Below are 26619 nucleotides of genomic sequence, written 5' to 3' on the forward strand. Positions count from 1 at the left end.
GAATGTATGTCGTCGACGCGAACCGCTTGACACGCCGGGCTGGGCGACGGGCCAAGGGCTGGGCCGTCGCGCTCGCCACCGTTCTGTGCGCCGGCTCGGCACAGGCGCAGGACAATCGGCCGATCGACGTGCCGCTGCTGGTCACCTACGGCAAGGACGCGCCGAGCCGCGAGGGCGACCCGACCAACCGCCAGGTGATCTACCTAAGCCTGCCCGCCGAAACGAACGAACGCGTCTACGTCCGCCTGTTCGATCCCGAGACCGGCGGCGACCACGACCTCGTCTACGGCAAGGCCGACACGGTCACCCGCTTCGCGCTGTTCGGCGGCACGGGCGCCTATGCCGGCGACATGGCAACCGGGGGCGCCGAGACGCCGGAGGAACTGACCGGCGGAACGCTGCTGCAGGAGCGCAACTACGGCACGGACGAGGGCGCCGACGGGCAATGGATCCCGTTCGCGCTGCTCTCGCCCGAGCAGGGCGACCTGGTCGGCGACCGGCGCGTGTTCCGCCTGCTGGTCGAAGGCACGTCCGGCAACGACGGCAACCTCTACGGCGTCGCGCTGAGCCTGCGCGAGCGGCGCGCGGTGGAGCCTGCCGGCACCAGGCTGTTCTCCTTCGCGCCAACGATCCGGGTGCCCAACCGGCAGACGCTGACCGAGTTGCGCTTCACCGCGCCCGCCGACCAGCGCAGGTTGGAAGTACAGAATTTCGACGCCGCGCACGGGCGGGTGGCGCTGACCACCCGGTTCCGCACCTTGCCGCTGACCGCCTCGGGCCAGGACCAGTGGAAGCACGACACGGTCGAACTGGAGGAGCGGGAGCTGGGCGAGACGGCAGCGATCACGCTTGCCGGCGGCGGCGAGATCCCCAACGACGCCACCTTCTTCATCTCGGTCAAGGCGGACAGGCTGCTGCCACTCGACCTGCCGCCGTTCAACTGGATCGCGAACCGGCGGCCGACAGTCGAGGTCGACACGACCTTCCTCGACAGCTGCCGGGCGGTGGCCTTCGACGCCTCGCGCTCCGGCGACCCGGACGGCAACCGCCTGAGCTTCACCTGGCGCTTCAGCGACGGAACGACGGCCGAGGGACCGAGCGTGGTCAAGGACTATCCCGAGCCCGGCCGGTTTACCGAACGGCTGGAGGTGACGGACGATTCCAACCAGGTCGGCAATGGCAGCGCGGCCGACATCAACGTGCTGGTGAAGCATCCGCCGGTGCCGCGCATCGACGTGCCGGCGACGGTGGCGGCCGGCGAGACGGTGACCTTCGAGGCAGCCGCCTCGGATGCCGGGCCGTGGCGGATCACCGGCTACGACTGGGTGTTCAACGACGGCAGCACGGCGACGGGCAGGACCGTGACACGGGTGTTCGAGGCGCCCGGCGACTACCGCGTCGTGCTGCGCATCCGCGACGATTCCGGCCATGCCTGCGACACGGCCGCGCTCGAGATCGCGGTGCGCGCCAACGCCCGGCCGGTGGCAGAGGCGGGCCCGGACCGGCGCACGGAAGCCGGCACGCGGCTGCGCTTCGACGGCAGCCGGAGCTACGACCAGGACGGCCGGATCACCGCCTACGACTGGGACATGGGCGACGGCACGCTGCTGTCGGGCGCCGCCGTCGAGCACGGCTATGCAGGACCTGGTCGCTACACAGTGCGGCTGACGGTGACCGACGACGCCGGCGTCGCCAACAGCACGGCAAGCGACACCGCCGAGGTGATCGTCAACGAGACGCCCTATCCGGTCGCCGGCTTGGACCTCAGCGTCGCCATCGGCGAGGTGATCCGCTTCGACGGCTCTGCCTCCAGCGACGCCGACGGCACGCTGATCGACCATGCCTGGGACTTCGGCGACGGGTCGACCGCCTCCGGCGCGGTGGCAAGCTACGCCTACGGCGCGCCCGGCACCTATTCCGTACGGCTGACGGTGACCGACGATTCCGGCACCGCAACGCGGTCCGCGTCCGACACGCTGAGCGTGCGCGTCAATGCGCCGCCGGTGGCGGTCGCCGGTCCCGACCAGATGGTCACCGCCAGCGTCGTCCAGTTCGACGGCTTCAGTTCCTCCGACCCCGACGACGCGGTGGCGGATTATCACTGGGAGTTCGGCGACGGCGAGACCGGCAGCGGGCCGGCGCCGGCCCATGTCTATCGCCGGCCGGGCACCTACAGGGTGCGGCTGACGGTGACGGATGCCTCCGGCACGATCCGCAACACGGCCGAAGACAGCCTGACCGTGATCGTCAATGCACCGCCGATCGCCGACGCCGGCCCCGATCTCATCGGCGCGCCGGGCGAGGACCTGACCTTCCAGGCGACGCGCTCGGTCGATCCGGACGGCGACGTGGTCGCCTACGACTGGGACTTCAAGGACGGCACGACGGCAAGCGGACCGGTCGTGGTGCATGCCTTCGACAAGCCTGGCACCTACCACGTGCGCCTGACGGTGCGCGACGACACCGGCCACGACAATGCCGTCGACCATGACGAGGCGCAGGTGACGATCAACGCGGAGCCGGTGGCGGAGGCGGGGCCCGACGTCCTGATCGCTCCGGGCGAGACGGCGCGCCTCGACGGCTCGCGCTCGCACGATCCGGACGGCACGGTGACCGACTACCGCTGGGACTTCAGCGACAGCGACGAACCCGTGTTCGGCGCCGTGGCCGAGCGCCGCTTCGACACGCCGGGCGTCTACACGGCGCGCCTGACCATCTCGGACGACGCCGGCGTCGACAACAGCCTGGCCGAGGACGAGGTGACCATCCGCGTCAACCACCAGCCCGTGGCGGAGGCCGGTGCGGACCAGTTCACGGCGCGCACTTTCGTCGTCTTCGACGGCTCCGGCTCGCTCGACCCGGACGGCGACGCCCTCACCTACAACTGGGACTTCGGCGACGGCACGCGCGCCCAAGGCGCCGTGGTCGCCCATACCTATGCCGCCAGCGGCCGCTATCCGGTGATGCTGACCGTCGACGACGGCACCGGGCTCGCCAATGCCACGCACCGGGACGCGATGACGGTGACGATCAACAGCGCCCCGGTGGCGGTCGCCGGCGAGAACCAGCGCCTGTGCACCGGCGACGTGCTGGTGCTCGACGGCAGCAATTCCTACGATCCGGACGGCGGCGTGCTCAAGTACGCCTGGGACTTCGGCGACGGCGAGAGTTCCGACATCGTCAACCCGACCAAGACCTACCGGCGCGGCGGCGTCTATCCGGTGGCTCTGACGGTGACCGACGACAGCGGCCTTGGCAACGCCAGCCATACCGATCGCATCGCGGTGACGGTCGACCAGGCGCCAGTGGCCGAGGCGGGCGAAGACATGAAGATCTGCGCCAACACGGAAGTGACCTTCGACGGCTCGAAATCGTGGGATGAGGACGGCGTCGTCAACCGCTTCCTGTGGGATTTCGGCGACGGCGGATCGGGCGGCGGCGAACGGCCGAAGCACCTCTACCGGCGCGCCGGCACCTACCGGGTGCACCTGACCATCGAGGGCGACCAGGTCGGCCAGTGCGACATCCGCTCGACCGACGAGGTGACGGTGGAAGTGGTCGCCGCTCCGGTGCCGCTGATCGTCGCGCCCCAGGCGGTGCCCGCCGGCGCCGAAGTCGTCCTCGACGGCTCGACCTCCTATCTCGACGGCGGCGCCATCACCGCATGGCGCTGGGATCTCGGCGACGGCACGGCGGCGGACGGCGAAACCGCGCGCCACGTCTTCGACACGCCCGGCACCTACCGGATCGCGCTGACCGTGAACAGCACAGCGCAGTCGGACGACTGCCGGCAGATCACCGCCTATCACGTCCTGACGGTCAATGCGCCGCCGGTCGCGGAAGCCGGCGCCGACCTCATCGTCGGCGTCAACGAGGAGTTCGTCCTCGACGCCAGCGCGTCGCGGGATCCGGACGGCGGCATCGCGGCCTACCGCTGGGATCTCGGCGACGGCCGCAGCGCAGAGGGCGCGGTCACCCGCCAGCGCTATGCCACGCCTGGCCGCTACACGGTGACGCTGACGGTCGAGGATACCGCCAGGCTCGCCAACTCGGTCGCGACCGACACGCTGACGGTGATCGTCCACGACGGCGTCGCCGCGGTGCTCGACGCACCGGCCGCAGCCTGCGTCGGCGAACAGGTGACGCTGTCGGCCGCGCGATCGACCTCGCCCGAAGGGCCGATCAGGAGCTACGCCTGGTCGCTCGGCGACGGCACCACGTCGGATGCACCGTCGCTGACCAAGCGCTTCGTCTCGCCCGGCCGCTACAATCTGTCGGTGCTGCTCGACGACGGCATGGGCCGGGCTTCGAGCCGGCGCGAGGCCTCGCACATCCTGCATGTCAACCGGCCGCCCAACGCGGTCGCCGGCGCCGACCGGATCGTCTGCCCCGGCGTGCCGGTGATGTTCGACGCCGCCGCGTCGAGCGATCCGGACGGCACCATCACCGCGGTCACGTGGTCGTTCGGCGACGGCGCGACGGCAAGCGGACCGCGCGCCGAGCATATCTTCGACAAGCCGGGCACCTACGAGGTCGAGGTTGCCGTGACCGACGACAGCGGGTCGTCCTGCGCGACCCAGACCGACCGGCTGACCGTCATCGTCAACGCGCCGCCCAGCGCCGATGCCGGCGGCGACAAAGAGGTGTTCGTCGGCGGCGCCAACGATCAGGTCGCGTTCAGCGGCTGGCGCTCCTACGACCCTGACGGCACGGACCTAGCCCACGTCTGGGACTTCGGACCGGACGGCCAGCGGACCGGCGAACGGGTGTCGCACATGTTCAGCGGGCCCGGCGACTATCAGGTGACGCTGACCGTTTCCGACATGACGGGCCTGTCCTGCGGCGTCGCTTCTGATACGATCGCGGTCAAGGTGCGCGCGCGGGAGGGGTTCTGAGGCGCCGCCAGGGCGGGGCGACATCCGGATGCGGCTGACACTGCGCAAGAAACTGCTCGTCTTCTCGGTCGCGATTGCGGTCCTGCCGCTGCTGATCGCCGGCGGCACGCTGATCCGCATCGCCCGGGACGAACTGAAAAGCTCGGCCAACGACCAGCTCGTCACCACCGCTCGCCAGATCACCGACGAGATCGACAACACGCATCGCAACGCCTGGCTGGCGCCGCTGTCGCTGATCGCCAATGCGATCGACGACGACAAGCTGGGCGTGGAAGCGAAGATCGCCCTGCTGACGCTCGGCATCGGCGACCTCGCCGACATCGCCGCGCTGCAGATCACGGTCGAGGGCCGCGACCAGCCTTTGCTGGTGACGCGCGAGAGCCTCGGCGCCCGACTGACGCAGGCGGGACTCGATCCGGCGGAGGTGCTGCGCATCCCGGCGCAACGCATCGACGCCTTTCTGCACGGCGACACGGGGTTCGAGAGGATGGCCCAGCAGGTGGCCGGCACCGACATCTGGCTCGCCACGGTGGTGCTGCCGCTGCGCCGGCCGCTGGCCGGCGGCCGTGCAACGCTATCGGCGCGCATCGACCTGTCGCCGCTGCGCGACCTCGTGCGCGACCACCCGTTCGCCAAGACCGGAACGATCATCCTCGTCGACCGGACCGGCCGGCGGCTGTTCGGGGACGGCCGAGAGGACCTCCGCGACTTCGCCATCGTCGCCGAGGCCGTCGAACTCATTCCGCTGCAGTCGCGGCTGGTCAGCGTGAAGCCCTATGCGCGTCCTGACGGCGAGGCGATGCTCGGTGCCTTGTCGTTTCCCGAGCCGTTCGACTGGGCGGTGATCACCGAAAAGAGCGAGCGCGCCGCCTATTTCACCATCACGGTGATGATCCAGAACCTGATGCTGTGGGTGTCGGCCGGTCTCATCGTCGCCGGCCTCGGCGCGCTGGCCTTCGCGCTCGGCATCTCGCGGCCGATCCTGAAGATCGGCCAGGCGGCGATCGAGGTGGGCAAGGGCAATTTCCAGGCGCGCGTGCAGGCTGTGCGCTCGCGCGACGAGATCGGCGACCTGGCGAGCCGCATCAACGAGATGATCGTGCAGATCAACGAGCGGTTCCAGTTGGCCAAGTTCGTCTCGCATGGCACCATCCATGCGATCCAGGGCTCCGACCACGGCGGCGTCAAGCTCGGCGGCTCGCGCCGGCGGGTCGCGATCGTGTTCGCCGACATCCGCGGCTACACGGCCTTTTCCGAAAGCCGCGAGCCGGAGGTGGTGGTCGAGGTGCTGAACCACTATTTCGCCAACCAGGGCGAGGCGGTCGCCCGGCACAACGGCGACATCGACAAGTTCGTCGGAGACCAGCTGATGGCGGTGTTCCAGGGGCCGGCGATGTGCGAGGACGCGGTGCGCTGTGCGCTCGAGATCCAGGACATCATGCTAGCCTCGGCACGCGAACACCCGGACTGGAAACTGGACATCGGCATCGGCATCGACGCCGGCGAGGTGGTCGTCGGCGCCATGGGAAGCCCGGAGCGGATGGACTACACGGTACTCGGCGACCATGTGAACCTGGCCGCGCGGCTGTGCTCGGCCGCCGAGCCGCGGCAGACGATCGTTTCGGACGCCGTGCGGCAGGCCGTCGGCAATGCCGAGGGCTTCGCCTTCGCGGCGCTGGAACCGATCCGGGTGAAGGGCAAGAGCGAGCCGATCCGCATTTACGCCGTCGACGCCGCCGGCGGCGCGCGCGATCAGGCCATGCAGCCGAGCAGCTCCGCCTCGGTGACCTGACCGACGAGGCGGTCGCCGTCGGCGACCAGGACCGGCAGCGGCGAACCGCGCTTGAGGGCGATCACCTGACGCAGGGACGCGGCCGGCACGCAGCGCGGGGCGTCCGACAGCCGCTCCGCCGATCCGTCCGGCAGCGGCGTCATGATGTCCTGCGCACGCAACACGTTGAGCGGGTTCATGTGGCCGACGAAATCGGCGACGTAACCGTTCGCCGGCGCGCGTACGATCTCCTGCGGCGTGCCGAGCTGGATCACCCGGCCGCCCTCCATGATGGCGATGCGCGAGCCGATCTTGGCCGCCTCGTCCAGGTCGTGGCTGACGAACACGATGGTTCGGTTGAGCGTCTTCTGCAGGTCGAGCAACTCGTCCTGAAGGCGGGCGCGGATCAGCGGGTCGAGCGCCGAGAACGGTTCGTCCATCAGCAGGATCGGCGCCTCGGTGGCGAAGGCGCGGGCGAGGCCGACGCGCTGCTGCATGCCGCCCGACAGTTCGTGGACCTGCTTCTCGCCCCAGCCCTGCAGGCCGACGAGGTCGAGCTGGGCGGCGACGCGCGTCCGCCGCTCCTCGGCGGGCACGCCGGCCAGTTCGAGGCCGAAGCCGACGTTGTCGGCGACCGTGCGCCACGGGAGCAGGGCGAACTGCTGGAACACCATGGCGATGCGGCTGCGGCGCAGGCGGCGCAGGCGTTCCTCGCCGCAGGTCGCCGGATCGACCAGCTCGTCGCCGTCGCGCACCAGAACCGTGCCGCGAATGACCGGATTGAGGCCGTTGACGGCGCGCAGGAGCGTCGACTTGCCGGAGCCGGACAGGCCCATGAGCACGATCACCTCGCCGGGATGGATGTCGAACGTGGCGTCGGCGACGCCGAGGATCTGGCCGGTGCGCTCGCGGATCTCGCGGCGTGACAGGCCCGCGTCGATGAGCGGCAGCGCCGCCTGCGGCCGGTCGCCGAAGACAATGTCGACATTGCGGAACGAGACGACCGGCTCGCTCACGACCGCTCTCCCCGCTCGGCGCCGGGACGGAAAAAGCGGTCGAGCACGATGGCGACGAGCACGATGGCGACGCCGACCTCGAAGCCGCGGGCGATGTTGACCGTGTTGAGCGCGCGCAAGGTGGGCACGCCGAGGCCGTCGGCGCCGACCAGGGCGGCGATCACCACCATGGACAGCGACAGCATGATGGTCTGGGTCAGGCCGGCCATGATTTGCGGCAGGGCATAGGGCAGCTCGACCTTCCACAAGAGCTGGCTTCGCGTCGCGCCGAAGGCGTGACCTGCCTCGAGCAGTTGCACCGGGGTCGAGGCCACGCCGAGCCGGGTCAGCCGGATCGGCGCCGGAATGGCGAAGATGACCGTGGCAATCAGGCCGGGAACCATGCCGAGGCCGAACAGGATCAGCGCCGGGATGAGATAGACGAAGGTCGGGATCGTCTGCATCAGGTCGAGGATCGGGCGCAGCACCGCATAGAGCCGCGGGCGATGGGCGGCGGCGACGCCGATCGGAACGCCGAGCGCCATGCAGACGGTGGATGCGCCGACGACCAGCGCCAGAGTTTCTGTCGTTTCCTTCCAGTAGCCCTGGTTGATGATCAGCAGCAGGGCGGCGAGCACGAAGAGCGGAAAGGACAGGCTGCGCCTGATGCCATAGGCGAGCGCGGTGGCAAGGACGACGACGACCAGCGGATGAGGTGCCTGCAGGACCCAGAGGATCGCCCTGATCATGGTCTCCAGACCGAGGGAGAGACCATCGAACAGCCAATCCGCGTTGTCGGTCAGCCAGTCGACAACGGCTTTCGCCCAGGGCCCGACCGGCAGCTTGTGTTCCGTCAGCCAGTCCAAGGCGCGCTCCCCCTCCTGTCGGCCAAGTCGGATCGGCCGGCCGCACCGGATATTCCCCGCGGGCCGGCCGACCCCATCACAGGCCGAGCGCCGTCCTCACGGCCGGGATCGCCTCGCCGCCGTCGACGGTGGTGACGCCGGCGAGCCAGCCCTCGAAGGTGGCCGGCTGGGCCTTCAGCCAGGCGCTGGCGGCGGCGGCCGGGTCGGCGCCGTCGTTGAGGATGGCGCCCATGATCTGGTTTTCCATCGACAGGGTGAAGGTCATATTCTTCAGGAGCTTGCCGACGTTCGGGCACTCGTCGAGATAGCCGGCGCGAACGTTGGTGTAAACCGTTGCGCCGCCGTAGTCGGGACCGAAGACATCGTCGCCGCCGTCGAGATAGGCCATGTCGAAATTGGCGTTCATGGGGTGCGGCTCCCAGCCGAGGAAGACGATGTCCTCGTTGCGCCTGGTGGCGCGGGCGACCTGGGCCAGCATGCCCTGCTCGGAGGATTCCACCACCTGGAAGCCCTTCAGGCCGAAGCTGTCCTGGTCGATCATGTCGATGATCAGCCGGTTGCCGTCGTTGCCCGGCTCGATGCCGTAGATCTTGCCGTCGAGGCTGTCCTTGAATGCCGCGATGTCGGCGAAGGACCTGAGGCCCTTGTCGTAGGTGTATTTCGGCACCGCCAGGGTATATTTGGCGCCCTCGAGGTTGACGCCGACCGTTTCCACGGAGCCGTCCTCGCGGTAGGGCGCGATGTCGGCCTCCATGGTCGGCATCCAGTTGCCGAGAAAGACGTCGATGTCCTTGTTCTTCAGCGAGGCATAGGTGACGGGAACCGAAAGGATCTTGATCTCGGTGTCGTAGCCGAGCGCCTGGAGCACCGTCGTCGCCGCCGCCGTGGTCGCCGTGATGTCGGTCCAGCCGACGTCGGAGAAGCGCACCGTCTTGCAGGACGCCGGCTCGGCCGCCAGCGCGCCCGCGGTCATCGCGAGGAAGAGCGCGCCGCCGGCGATGGTCTTGGAGATCAGGGTCATTCGGTTCGTCCTCCTGCTGGCTGGATCCGTCGTCCGTTTCGACAACGTGATTTCTTCGATGGCTCACGGTCAGTGAACCCCGCCCAAGGCATTCAGGCAATGGGAGATCTCGTCCGGGTCGCGGCGTGCCGCCCGGATCGCCCCCCACAGGCCTCCTTAGCAAAACATTGACTTCCGGCTTTGGCAAGTTTTGATTGATTGATCACTCAATCAAAAATATGACTGCTCCTGATACGGAGGATGTCGATGCCCAAGATCGGCATGGAAGCGGAACGGCGCCGCAGCCTGATCGCCGCGACCGTGGACGCAATCCACGAACACGGCTTCTGCGACGTGACGATCGCCCAGATTGCCCGGCGCGCCGGCGTGTCCGGTGGCCTGGCGCACCACTATTTCGGCTCCAAGGACCAGTTGCTGGCCGCTACCATGCGCCACCTGCTGCAAGACCTGGGAGAAGGCATCCGCGCACGGCTCGCCCGGGCGGAGACGCCGCGGGCGCGGATTTCGGCGATCATCGCCGGCAACTTCGCACCCGAGCAGTTCCGCGAGGCGGTTATCGCCGCCTGGCTCGCCTTCTACACCCAGGCTCAGACGACGCCGTCAAGCAAGCGGCTGCTGAGGATCTATTCCGCGCGCCTCACCTCCAACCTGACCTACAATCTCAAGGCCTTCCTGCCCGTCGCGGAGGCGGCGCGCGTGGCCGAAGGGACGGCATCGATGATCGACGGCGTCTGGCTGCGGCGCGCGCTCACCGACGGTCCGCCGAATGCAGAGACGGCGATCCGACTGGTCGAGGACTATGTCGAGGCGCAGATCCTCGCCCATGGCATGCGGCGGACGGAGCCGCCGGCATGAACGAGACCTTCGATTTCGTCGTCGTCGGCGCCGGGTCGGCGGGCTGCGCGCTTGCCTGCCGGCTGTCGGAGAACCCGTCGGTGTCCGTGCTGCTGCTCGAATACGGCGGCAGCGACGTCGGGCCGTTCATCCAGATGCCGGCTGCGCTGTCCTATCCGATGAATATGCGCCGCTACGACTGGGGCTTCGCCACCGAGCCGGAACCGCACCTCGGCGGGCGCGTGCTGGCAACGCCGCGCGGCAAGGTGATCGGCGGCTCGTCGTCGATCAACGGCATGGTCTATGTGCGCGGCCATGCCCGCGACTTCGACACCTGGGAGGCGATGGGTGCCGCCGGCTGGGGCTTCCGCGATGTCCTGCCCTATTTCCAACGCCTTGAAAACACGAAGGAAGGCGATGCCAGCTGGCGCGGCATGGACGGGCCGCTCCACGTCACGCGCGGAACGAAATGGAACCCGTTGTTCGACGCCTTCATCGAGGCCGGCCGACAGGCCGGCTATGCGGTCACCGCCGACTACAACGGCGCGCGCCAGGAAGGCTTCGGCGCCATGGAGATGACCGTCCACAGGGGACGGCGCTGGTCGGCGGCCAACGCCTACCTGAGGCCGGCGCTGAAGCGAGGCAACCTCCGCCTCGTCACGGGCGCGCTGGCGCGGAAAATCCTATTTGAGAACAAGCGCGCGACTGGCATCGAATACGAGCGCGGCGGCCGAATCCGGACGGCGCGGGCCAGACGCGAGGTGATCCTGTCGGCGTCGGCGGTCAACTCGCCCAAGCTGCTGATGCTGTCGGGGGTCGGGCCAGCTGCCAATCTGACCGAGCACGGCATCGAGGTCGTCGCCGACCGGCCAGGCGTGGGGGATAACCTGCAGGACCACCTGGAACTCTACATCCAGCAGGCCTGCCTCCGGCCAATCACGCTCTACAAGCACTGGAACCTCGTCTCCAAGGCCCTGATCGGGGCGCAGTGGCTGTTCACCGGCAAGGGCCTCGGCGCCTCCAACCAGTTCGAATCCTGTGGCTTTATCCGCTCGCGCGCGGGCGTCGAGTATCCCGACATCCAGTTTCATTTCCTGCCCTTTGCCGTGCGCTACGACGGCAGAGCGGCGGCCGAAGGCCACGGCTACCAGGCCCATGTCGGACCGATGCGATCGAAGTCGCGGGGTCGGATAAGACTGACCGGCGCCGACCCGAAGGCCCCGCCGTCGATCCGCTTCAACTACATGAGCCACGAGGACGACTGGGCGGAGTTTCGCGCCTGCATCCGCCTGACGCGCGAGATCTTCGCCCAAGAGGCGTTCGCGCCCTATCGCGGCAAGGAACTCCAGCCGGGCGGGAATGTTCAGTCCGATCAAGAACTTGACGATTTCATCCGGGACCATGCGGAAAGCGCCTATCATCCCTGCGGCACCTGCCGGATGGGAGCGGCGGACGACCCGATGGCGGTCGTCGACCCGCAATGCCGGGTGATCGGCGTCGAGGGCCTCAGGGTCGCCGACAGCTCGGTCTTTCCACGCATCACCAACGGCAACCTGAACGCGCCGTCGATCATGGTCGGCGAGAAGGCTGCGGACCATATTCTCGGCAGGCTGCCGCTGCCGGCCTCGCCCCTGGAGCCCTGGATCCATCCGCACTGGCGCACGCGCCAGCGCTGACGGTACCGGCAACAGACTGACAACGAAGGGAATTGTCTCCATGCGTGCGCAGCCGAAAGCCTCCCACTTCATTGCCGGCACCTATGCCGAGAGCCCGCAGGGCACGCCGTTCGAGAGCCTTTATCCGGCAACCGGCGAGACCATCGCACGCCTGCACATGGCCGACGCGGAGACGATCGAGGCGGCGATATCCTCGGCTCGAGAGGGGCAGATGGCCTGGGCTGCGACGCCGGCGGCGGCGCGTGGACGGGTGCTCAGAAAGGCGGCGGAGATCCTGCGGGCGCGCAACCGGGAGCTGTCGGTGCTGGAGACGCTGGACACCGGCAAGCCGCTGCAGGAAACCCTGGTGGCGGATGCCGCCTCGGGTGCCGACTGCCTGGAATACTACGGCAACCTGGCCGCCACCCTGACCGGCCAACATATTGATCTTGGAGGGTCTTTTGCCTACACACGGCGCGAGCCGCTGGGGCTGTGCGTCGGCATCGGAGCCTGGAACTACCCGATCCAGATCGCCTGCTGGAAGGCCGCGCCGGCGCTTGCCTGCGGCAATGCGATGATCTTCAAGCCGTCAGAGGTGACGCCCCTGAGTGCGCTGAAGCTCGCCGAAGCGCTGCTGGAGGCGGGGCTGCCGGCCGGCGCCTTCAACGTCGTCCAAGGCGGCGCGGAGACCGCGCGCCGTCTGATAAGCCATCCGGCGGTGGCCAAGGTGTCGCTCACCGGATCGGTGGCGACAGGCGCCAGGGTCGCTGCGCTGGCGGGGGAAAACCTCAAGCAGACGACGCTGGAACTCGGCGGGAAATCCCCGCTGATCGTGTTCGACGACGCCGACGTCGACAACGCCGTGTCGGCTGCCATCAACGGCAATTTCTACTCGAGCGGCCAGATCTGCTCCAACGGCACGCGGGTGTTCGTGCACCGGGCGATCCGCGACACCTTCCTCGACAGGCTGGCGGCCCGCACCGTACAGGCGCGGATCGGCGATCCGCTCGACGAGGCGACCACCATCGGTCCGCTGGTGTCGGCAGCGCAGATGGAAAAGGTGTTGTCCTACATGGAGCTTGGCCGCCAGGAAGGGGCCCGGATCGTGACCGGCGGCGGACCCGCGCGGGTACCCGGGTTCGAGGGCGGGTGGTTCGTCGAGCCGACGGTGTTCGCGGACGTGCGCGACGACATGCGCATCGCACGCGAGGAGATCTTCGGCCCGGTCATGTGCCTGCTCGACTTCTCCGGCGAGGCGGAAGTGATCGAACGGGCGAACGGCACCGACTTCGGCCTCGCTGCGGGCGTGTTCACGAAGGATATCCAGCGCGCGCACCGGGTCGTTGCCGCGCTGCAGGCGGGGACATGCTGGATCAACGCCTACAACCTGACCCCGGTCGAAATGCCCTTCGGCGGCGTGAAGCAATCGGGCATGGGCAGGGAAAACGGCCACGCCGCGATCGAGCACTACAGCCAGATCAAGAGCGTCTACGTGGAGGCGGGCGACGTTTCGAGCCCATTCTGAGACGCTGCCGACAAAGCGTCCCGAGACTCTCCCACTTCACTCCGGCATCCCTCCGACGCCCATCCGGAGTCCTGGTGGGCACCTGCCGGAGAGGTGCCTGAGACCTCCAGGAGGCGGCAGACCGCTGGCGGCGGACCGTCGTAGCCCCTATAAGCGGGCGCGATGACGGATGTCGATGTCCTGATCCTGGGTGCCGGGGCGGCCGGACTGATGTGCGCGATCGAGGCCGCGAGACGCGGCCGGCGCGTGCTGGTGCTCGACCATGCCCGGCGGGCCGCGGAGAAGATCCGCATCTCCGGCGGCGGGCGCTGCAACTTCACCAACCTCCACTGCGCGCCGGCAAACTTTCTGTCGCAGAATCCGCGCTTCTGCGTGTCGGCGCTGAAGCGCTACACCCAGCACGACTTCCTGAAGCGGGTCGAGGCGCATCGAATCGGCTGGCACGAGAAGGCCCTCGGCCAGCTGTTCTGCGATGACAGCGCCCAGGACATCATCGATATGCTTCTCGGCGACCTCGCGGCGGCGGGCGGGCGGCTGCTGCTGGAGACCGAGGTCACGGCGGTCGACAGGCCGGACGAACGCTTTTCGGTGGCGACCTCCAGGGGCGCGCTGCGGGCGGCGTCGCTGGTGGTGGCGACCGGCGGGCCGTCGATCCCGAAGATCGGCGCGACCGGTTTCGGCTACGACATCGCCAGGCGCTTCGGCCTCGCCGTGGTGCCGACACGCCCGGCGCTGGTGCCGCTGACCTTCTCCGACCATCACCGGGCGCTATGCCAACGGCTGGCGGGCGTGTCGGTCGACGCGACGGTGAGCGTCGAGGGTACCCGGTTCCGCGAGGGGTTGCTTTTTACTCACCGCGGCCTGTCCGGGCCGTCCATCCTGCAAATCTCGTCCTACTGGCGCGAGGGACGGCCGATCACGGTCGACCTGCTGCCCGGCACCGACGCCTTCGCGGTGCTGAAGGCGGCGCGCGCGGCCCATGGCCGGCAGGATCTCAGGACCGCGCTGGCGGCCCTGCTGCCGAAGCGGCTAGCCGAGGAACTGGCCGGCGAACACGGATTGTCCGGCCGGCTCGCCGACGCCTCCGACAAGGTGCTGCGCAAGGCCGGCGAAGCGGTCAACGCCTGGCGGCTGGTGCCGGCGGGCACGGAGGGCTACCGCACGGCGGAGGTGACGCTCGGTGGCGTCGACACGCGGGAACTGTCGTCCAAGACCATGGAGGCCGCCAGAGTGCCCGGGCTCTATTTCATCGGCGAGGTGGTCGACGTGACCGGCCATCTCGGCGGCTTCAATTTCCAGTGGGCCTGGTCTTCCGGCTGGGCGGCCGGACAGGCGGTGTGAGCGCCTGCAGGACGGACATGGCCCCGGCCTTGCCGGTCACGACAGCCACGGCCTGCGCGGGCAGGCGCTCAAGATCGCGTCCGCTTCGCAACGGGCGCCCCTTGCCGCACTGCAACAAAAATGCAGACAGACGAACATTCTTCGCTATAGTCGCGGCCTCGACAACCGGAAAAGGCGATGCGGCGGGTAACCATCCATGACGTGGCGGCGCGGGCGGGCGTGAGCCTGGCGACGGTGGACCGGGTGCTGAACGGGCGGTCCGGGGTACGGCCGGCGACCGTGGCCAAGGTGGCCGCCGCGGTCGAGGCGCTGAGCTACCGTCCGGACGTCCATGCCGCCAGCCTCGCCAAGAAGCGCCGCTACCGGCTGAAGTTTCTGCTGCCCGACGGTGCCAATGCCTTCATGCTGGACCTGAGGCGGGAAACCGAGGACCTGGCGCTGCGGCTGGCCGGCGAGCGGATCGACCTCGGCGTGTTGCCCATCGACGCCTTCGACAGCCATTCGGTCGCCGGCACGCTGGCGATCCTCGACCGGGCCAGTTGTGACGGCGTCGCGGTGGTGGCGCCGGCCTCGACGGAGGTGCGCGCCGCAATCGACCGGCTGACGCTGCGCGGCGTGCCGGTGGTGACGCTGGTATCGGACCATCCCGGTTCGGCCCGGTCGCATTTCGTCGGCATCGACAACGTGGCGGCTGGCCGGGTCGCCGGGCGCCTGCTCGGCCGCTTCCTGCCCAAGGTGCCGGCCAAGGTGGGCTTCATCGCCGGATCGCTCGGCCTGCGCGACCATGCGGAACGCCACGGCGGCTGCCTGGAGCTGTTCGAGGAGGCGTTTTCGCATCTGGAGCCGCTGCGCGTGCGCGAGGGGCGCGACGACAACATCCGCACGCGCGAGATCGTGCTGCGACTGCTCGACGAGCATCCGGACATCGCCGGGCTGTACAGCATCGGCGCCGGCAACCGCGGCGTGATCGCGGCGCTGGAGGAGACCGGGGCGGCCGGACGCGTGACCGTGGTCGCCCACGAACTGACGCCCCATACCCGGGCCGCGCTGCTGGCCGGCACCCTCGACGCCGTTATCGCCCAGGATGCGGGCCACGAGGTGCGCAGCGCCGTGCGCGTGCTGAAGGCGCTGATCGACGGCAAGCCGCTGATGGAGGGGCAGGAACGGATCGGCATCGACATTTTCCTGCCCGACAACCTGCCGCCGCACGGCCACGGGTCGCCCTGCGTCATCTGAACGCTTGGCAGGGCCCGCGCGATATGATTTCCTGTGGCTCGGAGAAAGGTTCCGGAGCGGCCGAATCGGTGCGTTGCCGCATTCGCAGCGGAACTTGAATTATAATAATTCAAAGGACGTGTTGACGCGACACTTCCGCAAAGACATATATTAAGCCATGCGTCTGACACAGCAAACCAACTATGCAGTCCGTACCCTGATGTACTGCGCCGCGAATCCGGAACGGCCGAGCAAGGTCGCCGACATCGCGGCAAGCTTCGCCATGTCGGAAACGCATCTGTTCAAGATCATGAAGGTGCTCGTCGACGGCGGTCTGATCAAGACGATCCGCGGTCGCAACGGCGGCATCGTGCTGGCCCGTCCCGCCAACAAGATCACCATCGGCGAAGTCGTCCGGGTGGCGGAAGAGTCCTTCTACCTGGCCGAATGCTTCAATTCGGGCCGCAAGGACTGCCCGATCCTGACCACCTGCGGCTTCAACGGCGTGCTGCACGAGGCGCTGGAGGCCTTCATGGACGTCCTCGACAGCAAGACGATCGAGGACATCGCGGAGAACCGCAAGGACCTGCGCAAGCTCCTGCACATCGAGGCGCCGCTCGCCGCCGCGAGCTGAGGCCGACCGCACAGGCTTACCCCGTCACGACGGATCAAGGACCGCCGACGCCGCACGCACGGCGGAGGGCGGCGGGTCGTTGCCTTCCCTCTTCTTGTCACCCTCGACCCCGGCCGCAGCGCAGCGGAGAGCCGGGGACCCACTCGCTGGGCCGCCTGCCGCAGGGGCGGAAGGGGTAAGGCGGCGCGGACCGAACCAATCAACCACCGCCCTGCGAACGAGTAGGCCCCGGGTCTCGCGATGCTCGCCCGGGGTGACGGCGGAGGGGTATGGCGGAGCGCGCCTTGCGCGTCCGACGGGACGGAGATCGGTCGTGGCGGGATCGGAGACGCCCCCCGGAAAGGGGCCGAAGGGGAATGCCGGGCTGGCTTGCCGCTTGAGGGAGAGGAGAAAACAGCTGGCTGGCCGGCATTTCGACTGAAGAGGTCAGTCTGCCGACCGGCGGGGATCCGGAGGACGCGAATTCCGTACTGCCGCCGATCAGGCCTTGTCTTGATACTTTATTCTGAGTATTAGAGTCAAGTTATTTGTTGCGAACCGATCGCAACTTTTGAATCCTTCTAAACTCTTGAAGTGGCGGGGCAAATCCGATGGGCGAAGCAAACCCGAGACAGGACAAGATGACATTGCCGGCGGCCCGCCGGGCGGCAGCGGCCGGCAGTGAGCGGGCGGTCGTGGACAGCCAGACCCTGTTCAAGGGCGGCCGCGAGGTGCGCATCCAGCACAACGAGGAAACCTACCGGCTGACGATCACCAAGCTCGGCAAGCTGATCCTGACCAAATAGCGCGGGCGGCCACAGGCAACGTTCCCCGTTGCACGGCCGGCGGCACCGGTCCATGGCGGAAAGCCCGGCGTGGCGGCGATGTGCCGCTGTGCGGGGCCGTCCCGCGCCCCACCCGCCGTCGCGGCGCCGGGCCAGAGCGCTTTCCGCTCAAGCGGAACCGCTTGATCGACAAGAAATCGCTCCAGCATAGTCACTGGAGCATAGTCGTATCGACCGGACCGATTCGATCCGGTCGATACGACTATGCTTTAGCGCCAAAGGGTGATTCATGTCCCTCGTCCCGGTCCCGGTCCCGGTCGCGACCATCGGCCTGCTTCTGGCCTCCAACATCTTCATGACCTTCGCCTGGTACGGGCACCTGAAGTTCAAAAGCGCGTCCCTATGGACGGTGATCCTGGCGAGCTGGGGCATCGCATTCCTGGAATACTGCTTCCAGGTGCCGGCCAACCGGATCGGCCACGGCTATTTCAGCGCGGTGGAACTGAAGACGATCCAGGAGGTGATCACGCTGACCGTGTTCGCCGGCTTCTCGGTGCTCTACCTGGGCGAGGCGATCCGTATCAACCACGTCATCGGCTTCGCGCTGATCGCCGCGGGCGCATTCTTCGTGTTCCAGCGCTGAACGGAACGGAAAGCCGGCGGTCCCTCACGAGACCGCCGGCCATCACGTCCTCTGTCCGAAGGACAGGGATCACTGCATCTCGGTCAGCAGCTCGAAGCCGTTGGCGCCGACCTTGAACAGCGAGTAGGCGCCCGGCACGTCGCCGGCGGCGTCGAAGTTGTGGTCGCCGGCCGCGCCCTTGTAGTCGATGGCCTTGCCGGCCGCGATCAGCTCCTTGGCCTTCTTCCACTCGCCCGGACGGATCGGCTCGCCGCCTTCGCCGGCCGCGACCTCGCGCAGGGCGGCCGCGACCTTGGACTTGTCGCCGCCAGCCTTTTCCAGCGCCAGCGCGAGCAGGAAGGCCGCATCGTAGGAGGTGGTGACGAAGATCGCGTCCGGATCGCCGCCGGCCGCCTTGAACGCCTCGTTGAACAGGTCGAGGGAGTCCGACTTCTCGCCGACCGGCGAGGAGGCGACGAAGGTGGCGAGGTTCTCTGCGCCCAGTTCCTTGATCGGCGCGTCGGACCGCATGCCGTCGCCGCCGACGAACTTCTCGAAGAAGCCGTTCTCCAGCGATTCGCGCAGCATGGTCAGGCCGGAGCCGTCGCCGTAGTCGAAGATGACCAGGGTGTCGGCGCCGCCCTTGGCGAGCTCGGCGAGGTTGGAGCGGTAGGAGGCCTTCTCGCCCTCATGGGCGGCAAATCCGGCGATCTCGCCGCCCTGGGCCTCGAACTCGGACTTGAAGGCGTTGGCGAGGCCGGTGCCGTAGTCGTTGTTCAGATAGGCGACGGCGACCTTGGTGTAACCCTGCGCCTTGAGCGTGCGGGCGAGCGCGCGGCCCTGGTAGTCGTCGGAGGGCACGGTGCGGAACACGGTGTCCTTGTCGTTCAGGCCGGTGATCTCCGGCGAGGTGCCCGACGGGGTGATCAGGGCGATGCCGGCCGGGATGGTCACCGAGTTGGCGGCGGCGAGCACCGCGCCCGAGCAGTGCGGGCCGACGATGGCGGCGACGCCGTCGACGTTGACCGCCTTGGTGGCCGCGTCGGTGCCGTTCTGCGGGTTGCAGGCGCTGTCGCCGATGACCGCGACCAGCTTTTCGCCGCCCATCAGGCCGCCCTGCTCGTTGACCTGGGAGATCGCCAGCTGGGCGGCGTCGATCATCGCCGGGGCCATGGCCGCGATCGGACCGGAGATGCCGCCGAGCAGGCCGATCTTGACATCGGCCTTCGCCGGGGCACCGGCCAGGGCGGTGGTCGCCAGCAGGGCGCCGGCCAGCGCGAGAAGCTTCGTTTTCATCAAGATACCTCCACTTTTTTGCGGGGACACGCAGTCCCTCTTAGAGAACTTTCTCCATGTCGGCGATCAGCGCCGGGTCGACCTGTCGACGGCCGCCGCGTCGCCCCGCAGGGGCTCCGGCAGCAGGCCCTCGGGCCGGAAGCGCAGCACGAACTGCAGCATCAGGCCGATGAGGAAGACCCGTATGTATTTCGCCTTGATGGCATATTCATGCGGGAGCCGATCAGTTGCAATCTCTGAAACTGACCAAATGGTCCAAACCACCAGCGCGCCAAGGATGGCGCCGCGGTTGTTGCCCGAACCGCCGAGGATCAGCATGATCCAGACCAGGAAGGTGGCGATCATCGGGTCGATCGCCTCGGGCGTGATCGAACGGTTGAAATGGGCGAACAGCGCGCCGCCAAGGCCCATCAGCGCGGCGCCGAAGACGAACGCCTCCAGGCGCCGGTAGGCGATGTCCTTGCCCATCGCCTGGGCGGCGTTCTCATTGTCGCGGATGGCGCGCATCATGCGGCCCCAGGGCGCGTTGAACTGGCGCTCGAGCATCACGTAGGCGACGGCGAGCACGACCAGGACGATGGCCAGATAGGCCATCTGCGATTCGACATAGGGCAGGTCGCCGAAGGGGCGCGGGATGCCGGTGATGCCGCGCGCGGCGTTGGTCAGCGCCGGCTCCGACTTAATCACCAGACGGATGATCTCGGCGACGCCGATGGTGGCGATGGCAAGATAGTCGGAGCGGAAGCGCAGACAGATCTTGCCGATCGGCCAGGCGATCAGCCCGGCGGCGAGCATGGCGCCGAGCCAGCCGACGAAGAACGGCAACTCGAAGCCGCCGATGCGCCCGGCGGCATGGGGACTGGTCAGGATCGCCGACGTGTAGGCGCCGACGGCGAAGAAGCCAGCGATGCCGACGTTGAACAGTCCCGAATAGCCCCACTGGATGTTGAGACCGAGGGCGAGCAGGGCGTAGATGCCGATGAACACGCCCATGAACAGGGCGTAGTTGGCAAGGCCGATGAGTTCCATGCGGGCCTCCCTCCTAAAGGACCTTGCCGCGCAGCAGCCCGGTCGGGCGTACCAGCAGCACGAGAAGCAGGATCGAGAAGGCCATGGCTGCCTTGTACTCGGTCGGCAGAACCAGGACCGACAGTTCCTCGGCAATGCCGACGACGAGGCCACCGAGCACCGCACCCTCGACCCGGCCGACGCCGCCGAGGATGGCGGCGGCGAACATGGGCAGAAGCATGTGCCAGCCCATCATCGACTTCACCTCGGTGTTGAGGCCGAGGAAGACGCCGGCGGCCGCGCACAGAGCGCCGGAAATCAGCCAGGTGAGCGTGACGACCTTGCGGTTGTCGATGCCCGACAGCAGGGCCAGGTTCGGGTTGTCGGACATGGCGCGCATGGCCTTGCCCCACTTGGAGCGGGCGAGAAACAACTGCAGGGCGCCGACCAACGCCAGCATGGCGAGCACCGTGTAGATCTCGCGGTCGCGCAGCCTGAGGCCGAAATAGTCCTCCGGCCGAACGATGCCGCGCACGTAGGTCTGGGTGTCGACGCCCCAGATCACCTGCACCACGGCACGGATCATCAGCGCCACGCCGAGCGACGACATGACGGTGACGATCTTCGGCCGGGCACGCAGATGCTCGTAGAAGGTCCGGTCGATGCCGACCGCGACCAAGGCGGTGACCACCACGGCCACCGGCAAGGCCGCGAGCGGCGGGATCCCGAAGCCGGTGACGGCCGCCAGGGCGACGAAGGCGCCCAGGGTGGCGAGATCGCCGTGGGCGAGATGGGCATAGCGCAGGATGGCGAAGATCAGCGTGATGCCGACGGCGCCGAGCGCATAGATCGAGCCGATGACGAGGCCCGGCACGAGGTAGAAGTTGACAAGATCGAGAACGGTCATGATGTGCCCTGCCCCCTCAGCCGCCGAGGAACATTTCGGCGACCTCACGGTCGGCCAAAAGCGCGCTGCCGGTGCCCTCGTGGCGGTTGGCGCCGGCGGCGAGGACATAGCCGCGGTCGGCGAAGGCCAGGGCCTGCTTGGCGTGCTGCTCGACCAGCAGGATGGCGACGCCGGTATCGCGCACGTCGCGACTGATCTGGAAGATCTGCTCCATGTATTTCGGCGACAGGCCGGCGGTCGGCTCGTCGAGCAGCAACAGCTTGGGATCGAGCATCAGCGCCCGGCCCATGGCGACCATCTGGCGCTGGCCGCCGGACAGATTGCCGGCGAGCGTGCGGTGGCGTTCCTTCAGGTCGGGAAAAAGGCTGTAGACCCGGTCGAAGGCGGCCGACAGGTCGCCCTTGCGCAGGAAGGCGCCCATCTCGAGGTTCTCGTGGATGGTCATCTCGCGGAAGATGTTGTCGACCTGCGGCACGTAGCAGATGCCGCGCTGGACGATGCGGTTGGGCGCCCAGCCGGTGATGTCGCCGCCGTCGAACACGATGCTGCCGCGGCGGATGCGCAGCAGGCCGAAGATCGCCTTCATCGCCGTCGACTTGCCGGCGCCGTTGGGACCGACGATGACGACGATTTCGCGCTCGCCGACATGCAGCGAGACGCCCTGCAGGATGTCGGCGTCGCCGTAGCCGCCGCTCAGCTCCCGCATGTCGAGAAGCGCGCTCATGCCGCATCTCCCACGGTCTCGCCAAGGTAGGCTTCCAGCACGCGCGGATCGGCACGCACGGTCTGGAAATCGCCCTCTATCAGCACCTTTCCCTCGGCCATGCAGATGACCGGAGCGCACAGCTTCTGGATCATTTCCATGTCGTGCTCGATCAGGATGAAAGTGTAGCCGCGCTCCTCGTTGAGGATGCGGATCTTGTCCTCGAGCTTGCGCAGCAAGGTGCGGTTGACGCCCGCCGCCGGCTCGTCGAGCAGCACCAGCCTAGCATCGGTCATCATTGTGCGGCCGAGTTCCAGCAGCTTCTTCTGGCCGCCGGACAGATTGCCGGCGCGCTCGTGGGCGACATGGGTCAGTTCGAGGAACTCCAGCGCCTCCCAGGCGAGACGCTCCACCTTCGCCTCCGCCGCCCTGACCCGGCCCCAGGACAGCCAGTTGGCGAACAGGCTTTCGCCCGGTTGGGCCGGCGGCACCATCATCAGGTTCTCCAGCGCCGTCAGCCGGTGGAACTCATGCGGTATCTGGAAGGTGCGCACGAGGCCCTTGTGAAACAGCGCGTCGCTGGACAGGCCCGTGACCTCCTCACCGAGGAAGCGGATGCTGCCGCTGACCGGGGGAAACGCGCCCGCGATCAGATTGAAGAGCGTGGTCTTTCCCGCCCCGTTCGGCCCGATCAGGCCGGTGATCGTTCCCGCTTCGACACGGAAGGAACATCTGTCGACGGCCCGAAAGCCGCCAAAATCCATGACAAGCTGGTCTAGCTCCAGCATTTACTCATCCCCGTCGCCGGCTGCGGTCCGCCCGGACCGGTTTCGCCGGCGGCCGCCCAGTTCTCGTTTGTTTTTTCCTTGCCGTTCCGGTGCGTCAGTCCGCGCGCAGCGGACGCAACACGGCTCGGACCGGTGCCGCATCGAGCCCTTCTAGCTTGATGGGCAGCGCAATCAACTCATAATCGCCGAATTCCACGTCCTGAAGGGCCAGATTTTCCAGAATCCGGAGGTCGTGACGCCGAGCAGCCCCATGCGCCGGCAGATCCTTCGAGGTATCCGGGTCGACGGAAGGCACATCGACGCCGACAAGGCGGACACCGCGCGCCGCCAGCAGGTCCATGGTCTCGGGCGCCAGGGCGCGGAAGCCGGCCGGCCACGCCAGCGGGTCGAGGCGCTCGGCGAGACGCAGCAGCACCCGTGCCGGGACGCCGTCGAGCGCCGGCTCGATGTCCTGCGGGCGGACCAGGGGGCCGTCGCCGCGCGCGTCGACCAGCCGGGCGGGACCGATGAAGTCGTCAAGGTCGAGCCGATCGATCGGCGCACCGTCCGGATCGTAGTGGAGCGGCGCGTCGGCATGGGCGCCACAGTGGCACGACATGGCGAACTCGGCGACATTGACCGGGCATTGCGGCCCGATCGCAAAAGTCTGGGTCACCCGATAGGCGGCGTCGCCCGGGAAGACGGCCATGCCGAGACGGACGGCCGGCGTGATGTCGATGATGCGGCCCAAAGGCAATGCTCCCGTTCCCGGTCATGCAGCGCGACACTCTGTCCCAGCCCGCTGTCCCGGCCCGCTGTCCCGGCACATGCCCGAGATCCGACCTGCGCTGGCATGGCGCCACGGTGGAAACCTTATCCGAGGGACGACCGCAGCCGCAATGCGCAGCCGATACGGCGCGCATCCCGCGCCCCCGGCACCTGTGCAACCGCCGGCTCCGGAGGCGCTCGCGGTTGCGCGGCTCAGGCTTCTCCAGCGCGCACCAGACGCTTTCAATGTGTGCAGCGCACGCCTTTGCGACCCCTTGCGACACGGATACACCGACGCACGGACAGTCGTCTTGAATACAAATCGATCACAACTTGTATTTTTACTTTATATTATACCATATATAATTTATAAATATTCAAATATATGAAAAATATACTAACAATACACTTTAGTGATTAGGGGGAAGCAAATCCACAGAATGAAACGACGCATACAATCTATACAACCGAGAATTGCGCGCGTCTGGGTAGCTCCTCTCGGCAATCGCGTCGCCTTCCGTCTCCCGCTGGATTTCAACCCTCGGCAATTCTATCAGCTGCCGATCGAAAAGACTTCGATCCTTACGAAGACTTCCAACCAAGCCAGCACCACCAACGGAACATATTTCATATCTCATTGAATTCTTAAGATTTAATCTCCTGTTAACCATCCCCGTTAATCGATAGCCCATATATTCATGCGATATTGGAACAGTCAGGCTGCAATTCGAGATTGCGCCGCGGACGATGCAGGAAAGGACACGAGGGCGGCGGGCATCGGCTGCAGCAACCAGTGCAGCAGCGAAGCGAAACCGGAACGGACATGGTCAGCAAAGGCGACTGCCCCGAAATTCATCAAGTGCTCGACCGGGACCTCCTGCTGCACCAGGCGGACCGCATCGCCACGGCGCTGTGGGTTTACGACTTCGATCGCAAGCGGGTGCTGTGGGCCAACCGCGCCGCGCTCGACATCTGGGACGCGGAGTCCATGGAGGCGCTGCGCGCCCGCGACCTCGGGCTGGACATGTCGCGCAGCGTCGCGGAGCAGCTGAACCAGTACAAGAACGATTTCAAACGGCGCGACGTCGCCTTTTCCGAGGTCTGGACGATCTATCCGAACGACGTGCCGAAGACCGTCAAGGTCGTCTATCGCGGCCTGCACCTCAAGGACGGCCGCATGGCGATGCTGTGCGAGGGCAAGATCAATCACGAGAGCCAGCCGGACACCCTGCGCAGCGCGGAGGCGCTGTTGCACACGCCGGTGATGATCTCCATGTTCGCCAGCGACGGCGAGCCGCTGTACCGCAACCCGGCTTCGCGCGCTTCGCAGATCGATCCCGACACCACGCTGCAGAACCGGCTGGTCGATTGCGGCGAGGCCGCCGCGCTGGCGACCGCGCTCAAGGACGGCAAGGACTGCCGCATCATCGCCCGGACGCGAACGAACCGCGGCATCCGCTGGCACGAGATCACCGCGCGCACCTGCAAGGACGCGGTCACCGGCGTACCGGCCTATCTGGTCAGCGAGATCGACGTCACCGAACTGAAGGAGACGGAAGAGCGGGCGCAGTATCTCGCCGACAACGACTTCCTGACCGGCCTGCCGAACCGCAGCTACCTGCAGACGCACCTGCCGCCGCTGATCGTCGAATCGGTCGATCAGGACCAGCCGCTCTACCTCTATTTCATCGACCTCGACGGCTTCAAGGCGGTCAACGATACGCTCGGCCACACCACCGGCGACCTGCTGCTGCGCGCCGTTGCCGGACGGCTGTCCGGCTTCGTCGGCGAGCGCGGCATCGTCGCCCGGCTCGGCGGCGACGAATTCCTGGTCTGCATTCCCGACCGGTCGGGCACGCTCAACGCGCAGGACTTCGGCCGCCAACTGCTCGACCTGTTCCTCGAGCCGATCGACATCAGCGGCCACGTCCTGCAGGTGACCCTGGCCGTCGGGCTCAGCATCTGCCCCGACGACGGCCGCGACATGGACACCCTGATGCGCCATTGCGATCTCGCGCTCTACGAGGCCAAGACCGACCGGGCCAACCGCTGCACCCAGTTCTCGATGGACCTGCGCGAGCGCATGGAAGAGAAGATCGCGCTGGAGAAGGACCTGCTGCGCGCGCTCGACAGGGGCGAGTTCGTGATGTTCTACCAGCCGCGCCTGTGCGTGCAGACCGGGCGCATCCTGTCGGCGGAAGCGCTGCTGCGCTGGCAGCATCCGGAGCGCGGCCTGCTCGGGCCGAGTCTGTTCATCCAGGCCTGCGAAGAGATGGGCCTGATCATCGACGTCGGCGAGTGGGTCTACCGGACCGTCGCGCGCCAGCAGCGCGAGCTCGGCGAGGCGGGGATCGACATCTCGCTGTCGATCAACCTGTCGCCGCGCCAGTTCTCCGATCCGGAGTTGATCGAGAAGATCCTGCGCCTGCCGGAGGAAACCGGCTGCGCTGCCAAGCGGCTCGGCTTCGAGATCACCGAGTCGGTGCTGCTCGGCGACAGCGAGGCGATCCGCACCGCCCTGCGCCGGATGAAGGCCAAGGGCTTCGAGATCATCATCGACGATTTCGGCACCGGCTATTCCAACCTCGCCTATCTGCAGAAATACCCGATCGGGGTGCTGAAGATCGACCAGACCTTCATCAAGAACATCCGGACGAGCGAACCGATCACGCGCCTGATCCTGTCACTCGGCAACGTGCTCAACGTGCGTGTCGTGGCCGAGGGCGTGGAGACACGCGAGCAGCTCGACTGGCTGGTGGAGAACGGCTGCGACGAATACCAGGGCTACTATTTCAGCCGACCGCTGCCGCTGGCCGAGTTCGTCGAGCTGTACCGGACCCAGCAGCGGCTCGAGCCGCACCTGAAGATGGTGACGCCGAAACAGCCCGGGCGCGTGCTGCGCTCGACCTGACGGCGGCCGCCAGAACCCTTTCCGATCAAGCGGAGCCGCTTGATCGACAAGAATTCGCTCCAGCTTGGTCACTGGAGCATATTCTTACCGGCCGGATCGATTCGATCCGGCCGGAATATGC

At 67.4% G+C, this 26619-nt stretch carries 20 protein-coding genes; 11 read left to right on the top strand and 9 right to left on the bottom strand.

The genetic code is table 11. The annotated features are described in order from the left end of the window. Positions 1 to 2 precede the first annotated feature (2 nt). Both SL003B_RS17980 and SL003B_RS22445 read left to right on the top strand, forming a co-directional pair. Positions 3 to 4895 carry a PKD domain-containing protein gene (locus SL003B_RS17980; protein WP_013654295.1) on the top strand — a complete coding sequence of 1631 codons (4893 nt, stop codon included), beginning with the start codon at positions 3 to 5 and terminating at the stop codon, positions 4893 to 4895. Positions 4896 to 4923: 28 nt separating this feature from the next. Continuing rightward, a complete protein-coding gene (locus SL003B_RS22445) occupies positions 4924 to 6687 on the top strand; it encodes an adenylate/guanylate cyclase domain-containing protein (protein ID WP_013654296.1) in 1764 nt (587 codons plus the stop codon). Here SL003B_RS22445 and choV read toward each other — a convergent pair. The 3 genes from choV to SL003B_RS18000 form a co-directional block, all read right to left on the bottom strand. Further along, positions 6648 to 7682 (bottom strand): choline ABC transporter ATP-binding protein, encoded by a 1035-nt coding sequence (gene choV, locus SL003B_RS17990; protein ID WP_013654297.1) that lies wholly within the window; start codon positions 7680 to 7682, stop codon positions 6648 to 6650. The genes SL003B_RS22445 and choV overlap by 40 nt on opposite strands. Beyond that, entirely contained in the window at positions 7679 to 8527 is an 849-nt protein-coding gene (gene choW, locus SL003B_RS17995; RefSeq protein ID WP_013654298.1) for a choline ABC transporter permease subunit, read from the bottom strand. Before choW ends, choV begins: the two co-directional genes overlap by 4 nt. 76 nt (positions 8528 to 8603) lie before the next feature. Continuing rightward, positions 8604 to 9548 carry a choline ABC transporter substrate-binding protein gene (locus SL003B_RS18000; RefSeq protein ID WP_013654299.1) on the bottom strand — a complete coding sequence of 315 codons (945 nt, stop codon included), beginning with the start codon at positions 9546 to 9548 and terminating at the stop codon, positions 8604 to 8606. Positions 9549 to 9794: 246 nt separating this feature from the next. Here SL003B_RS18000 and betI point away from each other — a divergent pair, with 246 nt between their 5' ends. From betI to SL003B_RS18040, 8 genes are all read left to right on the top strand, one after another. Further along, on the top strand, positions 9795 to 10403 hold the full coding sequence (betI, locus tag SL003B_RS18005; protein ID WP_013654300.1) for a transcriptional regulator BetI: 609 nt from the start codon (positions 9795 to 9797) through the stop codon (positions 10401 to 10403). After that, complete coding sequence (gene betA, locus SL003B_RS18010; protein WP_013654301.1) at positions 10400 to 12058, top strand: choline dehydrogenase; 1659 nt, start codon at positions 10400 to 10402, stop codon at positions 12056 to 12058. The genes betI and betA overlap by 4 nt, the downstream gene beginning before the upstream one ends. Before the next feature lie 40 nt (positions 12059 to 12098). After that, the gene (gene betB, locus SL003B_RS18015) at positions 12099 to 13562 is read left to right on the top strand and encodes a betaine-aldehyde dehydrogenase (RefSeq protein ID WP_013654302.1); all 1464 of its coding nucleotides are present in this window, start codon (positions 12099 to 12101) and stop codon (positions 13560 to 13562) included. A gap of 162 nt (positions 13563 to 13724) precedes the next feature. Beyond that, on the top strand, positions 13725 to 14903 hold the full coding sequence (locus tag SL003B_RS18020; protein ID WP_013654303.1) for a BaiN/RdsA family NAD(P)/FAD-dependent oxidoreductase: 1179 nt from the start codon (positions 13725 to 13727) through the stop codon (positions 14901 to 14903). Between the two features lie 177 nt (positions 14904 to 15080). Beyond that, positions 15081 to 16139, top strand: coding sequence for a LacI family DNA-binding transcriptional regulator (locus SL003B_RS18025; RefSeq protein ID WP_013654304.1), 1059 nt, complete (start codon positions 15081 to 15083; stop codon positions 16137 to 16139). 157 nt (positions 16140 to 16296) lie between these two features. After that, positions 16297 to 16752: an iron-responsive transcriptional regulator RirA gene (rirA, locus tag SL003B_RS18030; protein WP_083812121.1), complete on the top strand. Its 456-nt coding sequence runs from the start codon at positions 16297 to 16299 to the stop codon at positions 16750 to 16752. A gap of 620 nt (positions 16753 to 17372) precedes the next feature. Next, positions 17373 to 17537, top strand: a complete 165-nt coding sequence (gene hemP / locus SL003B_RS18035; protein ID WP_083812186.1) for a hemin uptake protein HemP — start codon at positions 17373 to 17375, stop codon at positions 17535 to 17537. A 268-nt stretch (positions 17538 to 17805) separates the two neighbouring features. Beyond that, on the top strand, positions 17806 to 18159 hold the full coding sequence (locus tag SL003B_RS18040) for a DMT family protein (protein ID WP_013654306.1): 354 nt from the start codon (positions 17806 to 17808) through the stop codon (positions 18157 to 18159). A 69-nt stretch (positions 18160 to 18228) separates the two neighbouring features. Here the strand turns inward: SL003B_RS18040 and SL003B_RS18045 are convergent, their stop codons facing one another. The 6 genes from SL003B_RS18045 to kynB form a co-directional block, all read right to left on the bottom strand. Next, positions 18229 to 19434: an ABC transporter substrate-binding protein gene (locus SL003B_RS18045; protein ID WP_013654307.1), complete on the bottom strand. Its 1206-nt coding sequence runs from the start codon at positions 19432 to 19434 to the stop codon at positions 18229 to 18231. Positions 19435 to 19500: 66 nt separating this feature from the next. After that, positions 19501 to 20463, bottom strand: a complete 963-nt coding sequence (locus tag SL003B_RS18050) for a branched-chain amino acid ABC transporter permease (RefSeq protein ID WP_013654308.1) — start codon at positions 20461 to 20463, stop codon at positions 19501 to 19503. Positions 20464 to 20476: 13 nt separating this feature from the next. Further along, positions 20477 to 21349, bottom strand: coding sequence for a branched-chain amino acid ABC transporter permease (locus tag SL003B_RS18055; protein ID WP_013654309.1), 873 nt, complete (start codon positions 21347 to 21349; stop codon positions 20477 to 20479). A gap of 16 nt (positions 21350 to 21365) precedes the next feature. Then, positions 21366 to 22073, bottom strand: a complete 708-nt coding sequence (locus SL003B_RS18060; RefSeq protein WP_013654310.1) for an ABC transporter ATP-binding protein — start codon at positions 22071 to 22073, stop codon at positions 21366 to 21368. Next, a complete protein-coding gene (locus tag SL003B_RS18065) occupies positions 22070 to 22840 on the bottom strand; it encodes an ABC transporter ATP-binding protein (RefSeq protein WP_013654311.1) in 771 nt (256 codons plus the stop codon). The genes SL003B_RS18060 and SL003B_RS18065 overlap by 4 nt, the downstream gene beginning before the upstream one ends. 94 nt (positions 22841 to 22934) lie before the next feature. Next, positions 22935 to 23570, bottom strand: coding sequence for an arylformamidase (kynB, locus tag SL003B_RS18070; protein WP_013654312.1), 636 nt, complete (start codon positions 23568 to 23570; stop codon positions 22935 to 22937). 840 nt (positions 23571 to 24410) lie between these two features. Here kynB and SL003B_RS18075 point away from each other — a divergent pair. Then, complete coding sequence (locus tag SL003B_RS18075) at positions 24411 to 26498, top strand: putative bifunctional diguanylate cyclase/phosphodiesterase (RefSeq protein ID WP_083812122.1); 2088 nt, start codon at positions 24411 to 24413, stop codon at positions 26496 to 26498. Positions 26499 to 26619 lie beyond the last annotated feature (121 nt).

Origin of the sequence: Polymorphum gilvum SL003B-26A1 (genome assembly GCF_000192745.1) — a bacterium.
Classification (GTDB): Bacteria; Pseudomonadota; Alphaproteobacteria; order Rhizobiales; family Stappiaceae; genus Polymorphum; species Polymorphum gilvum.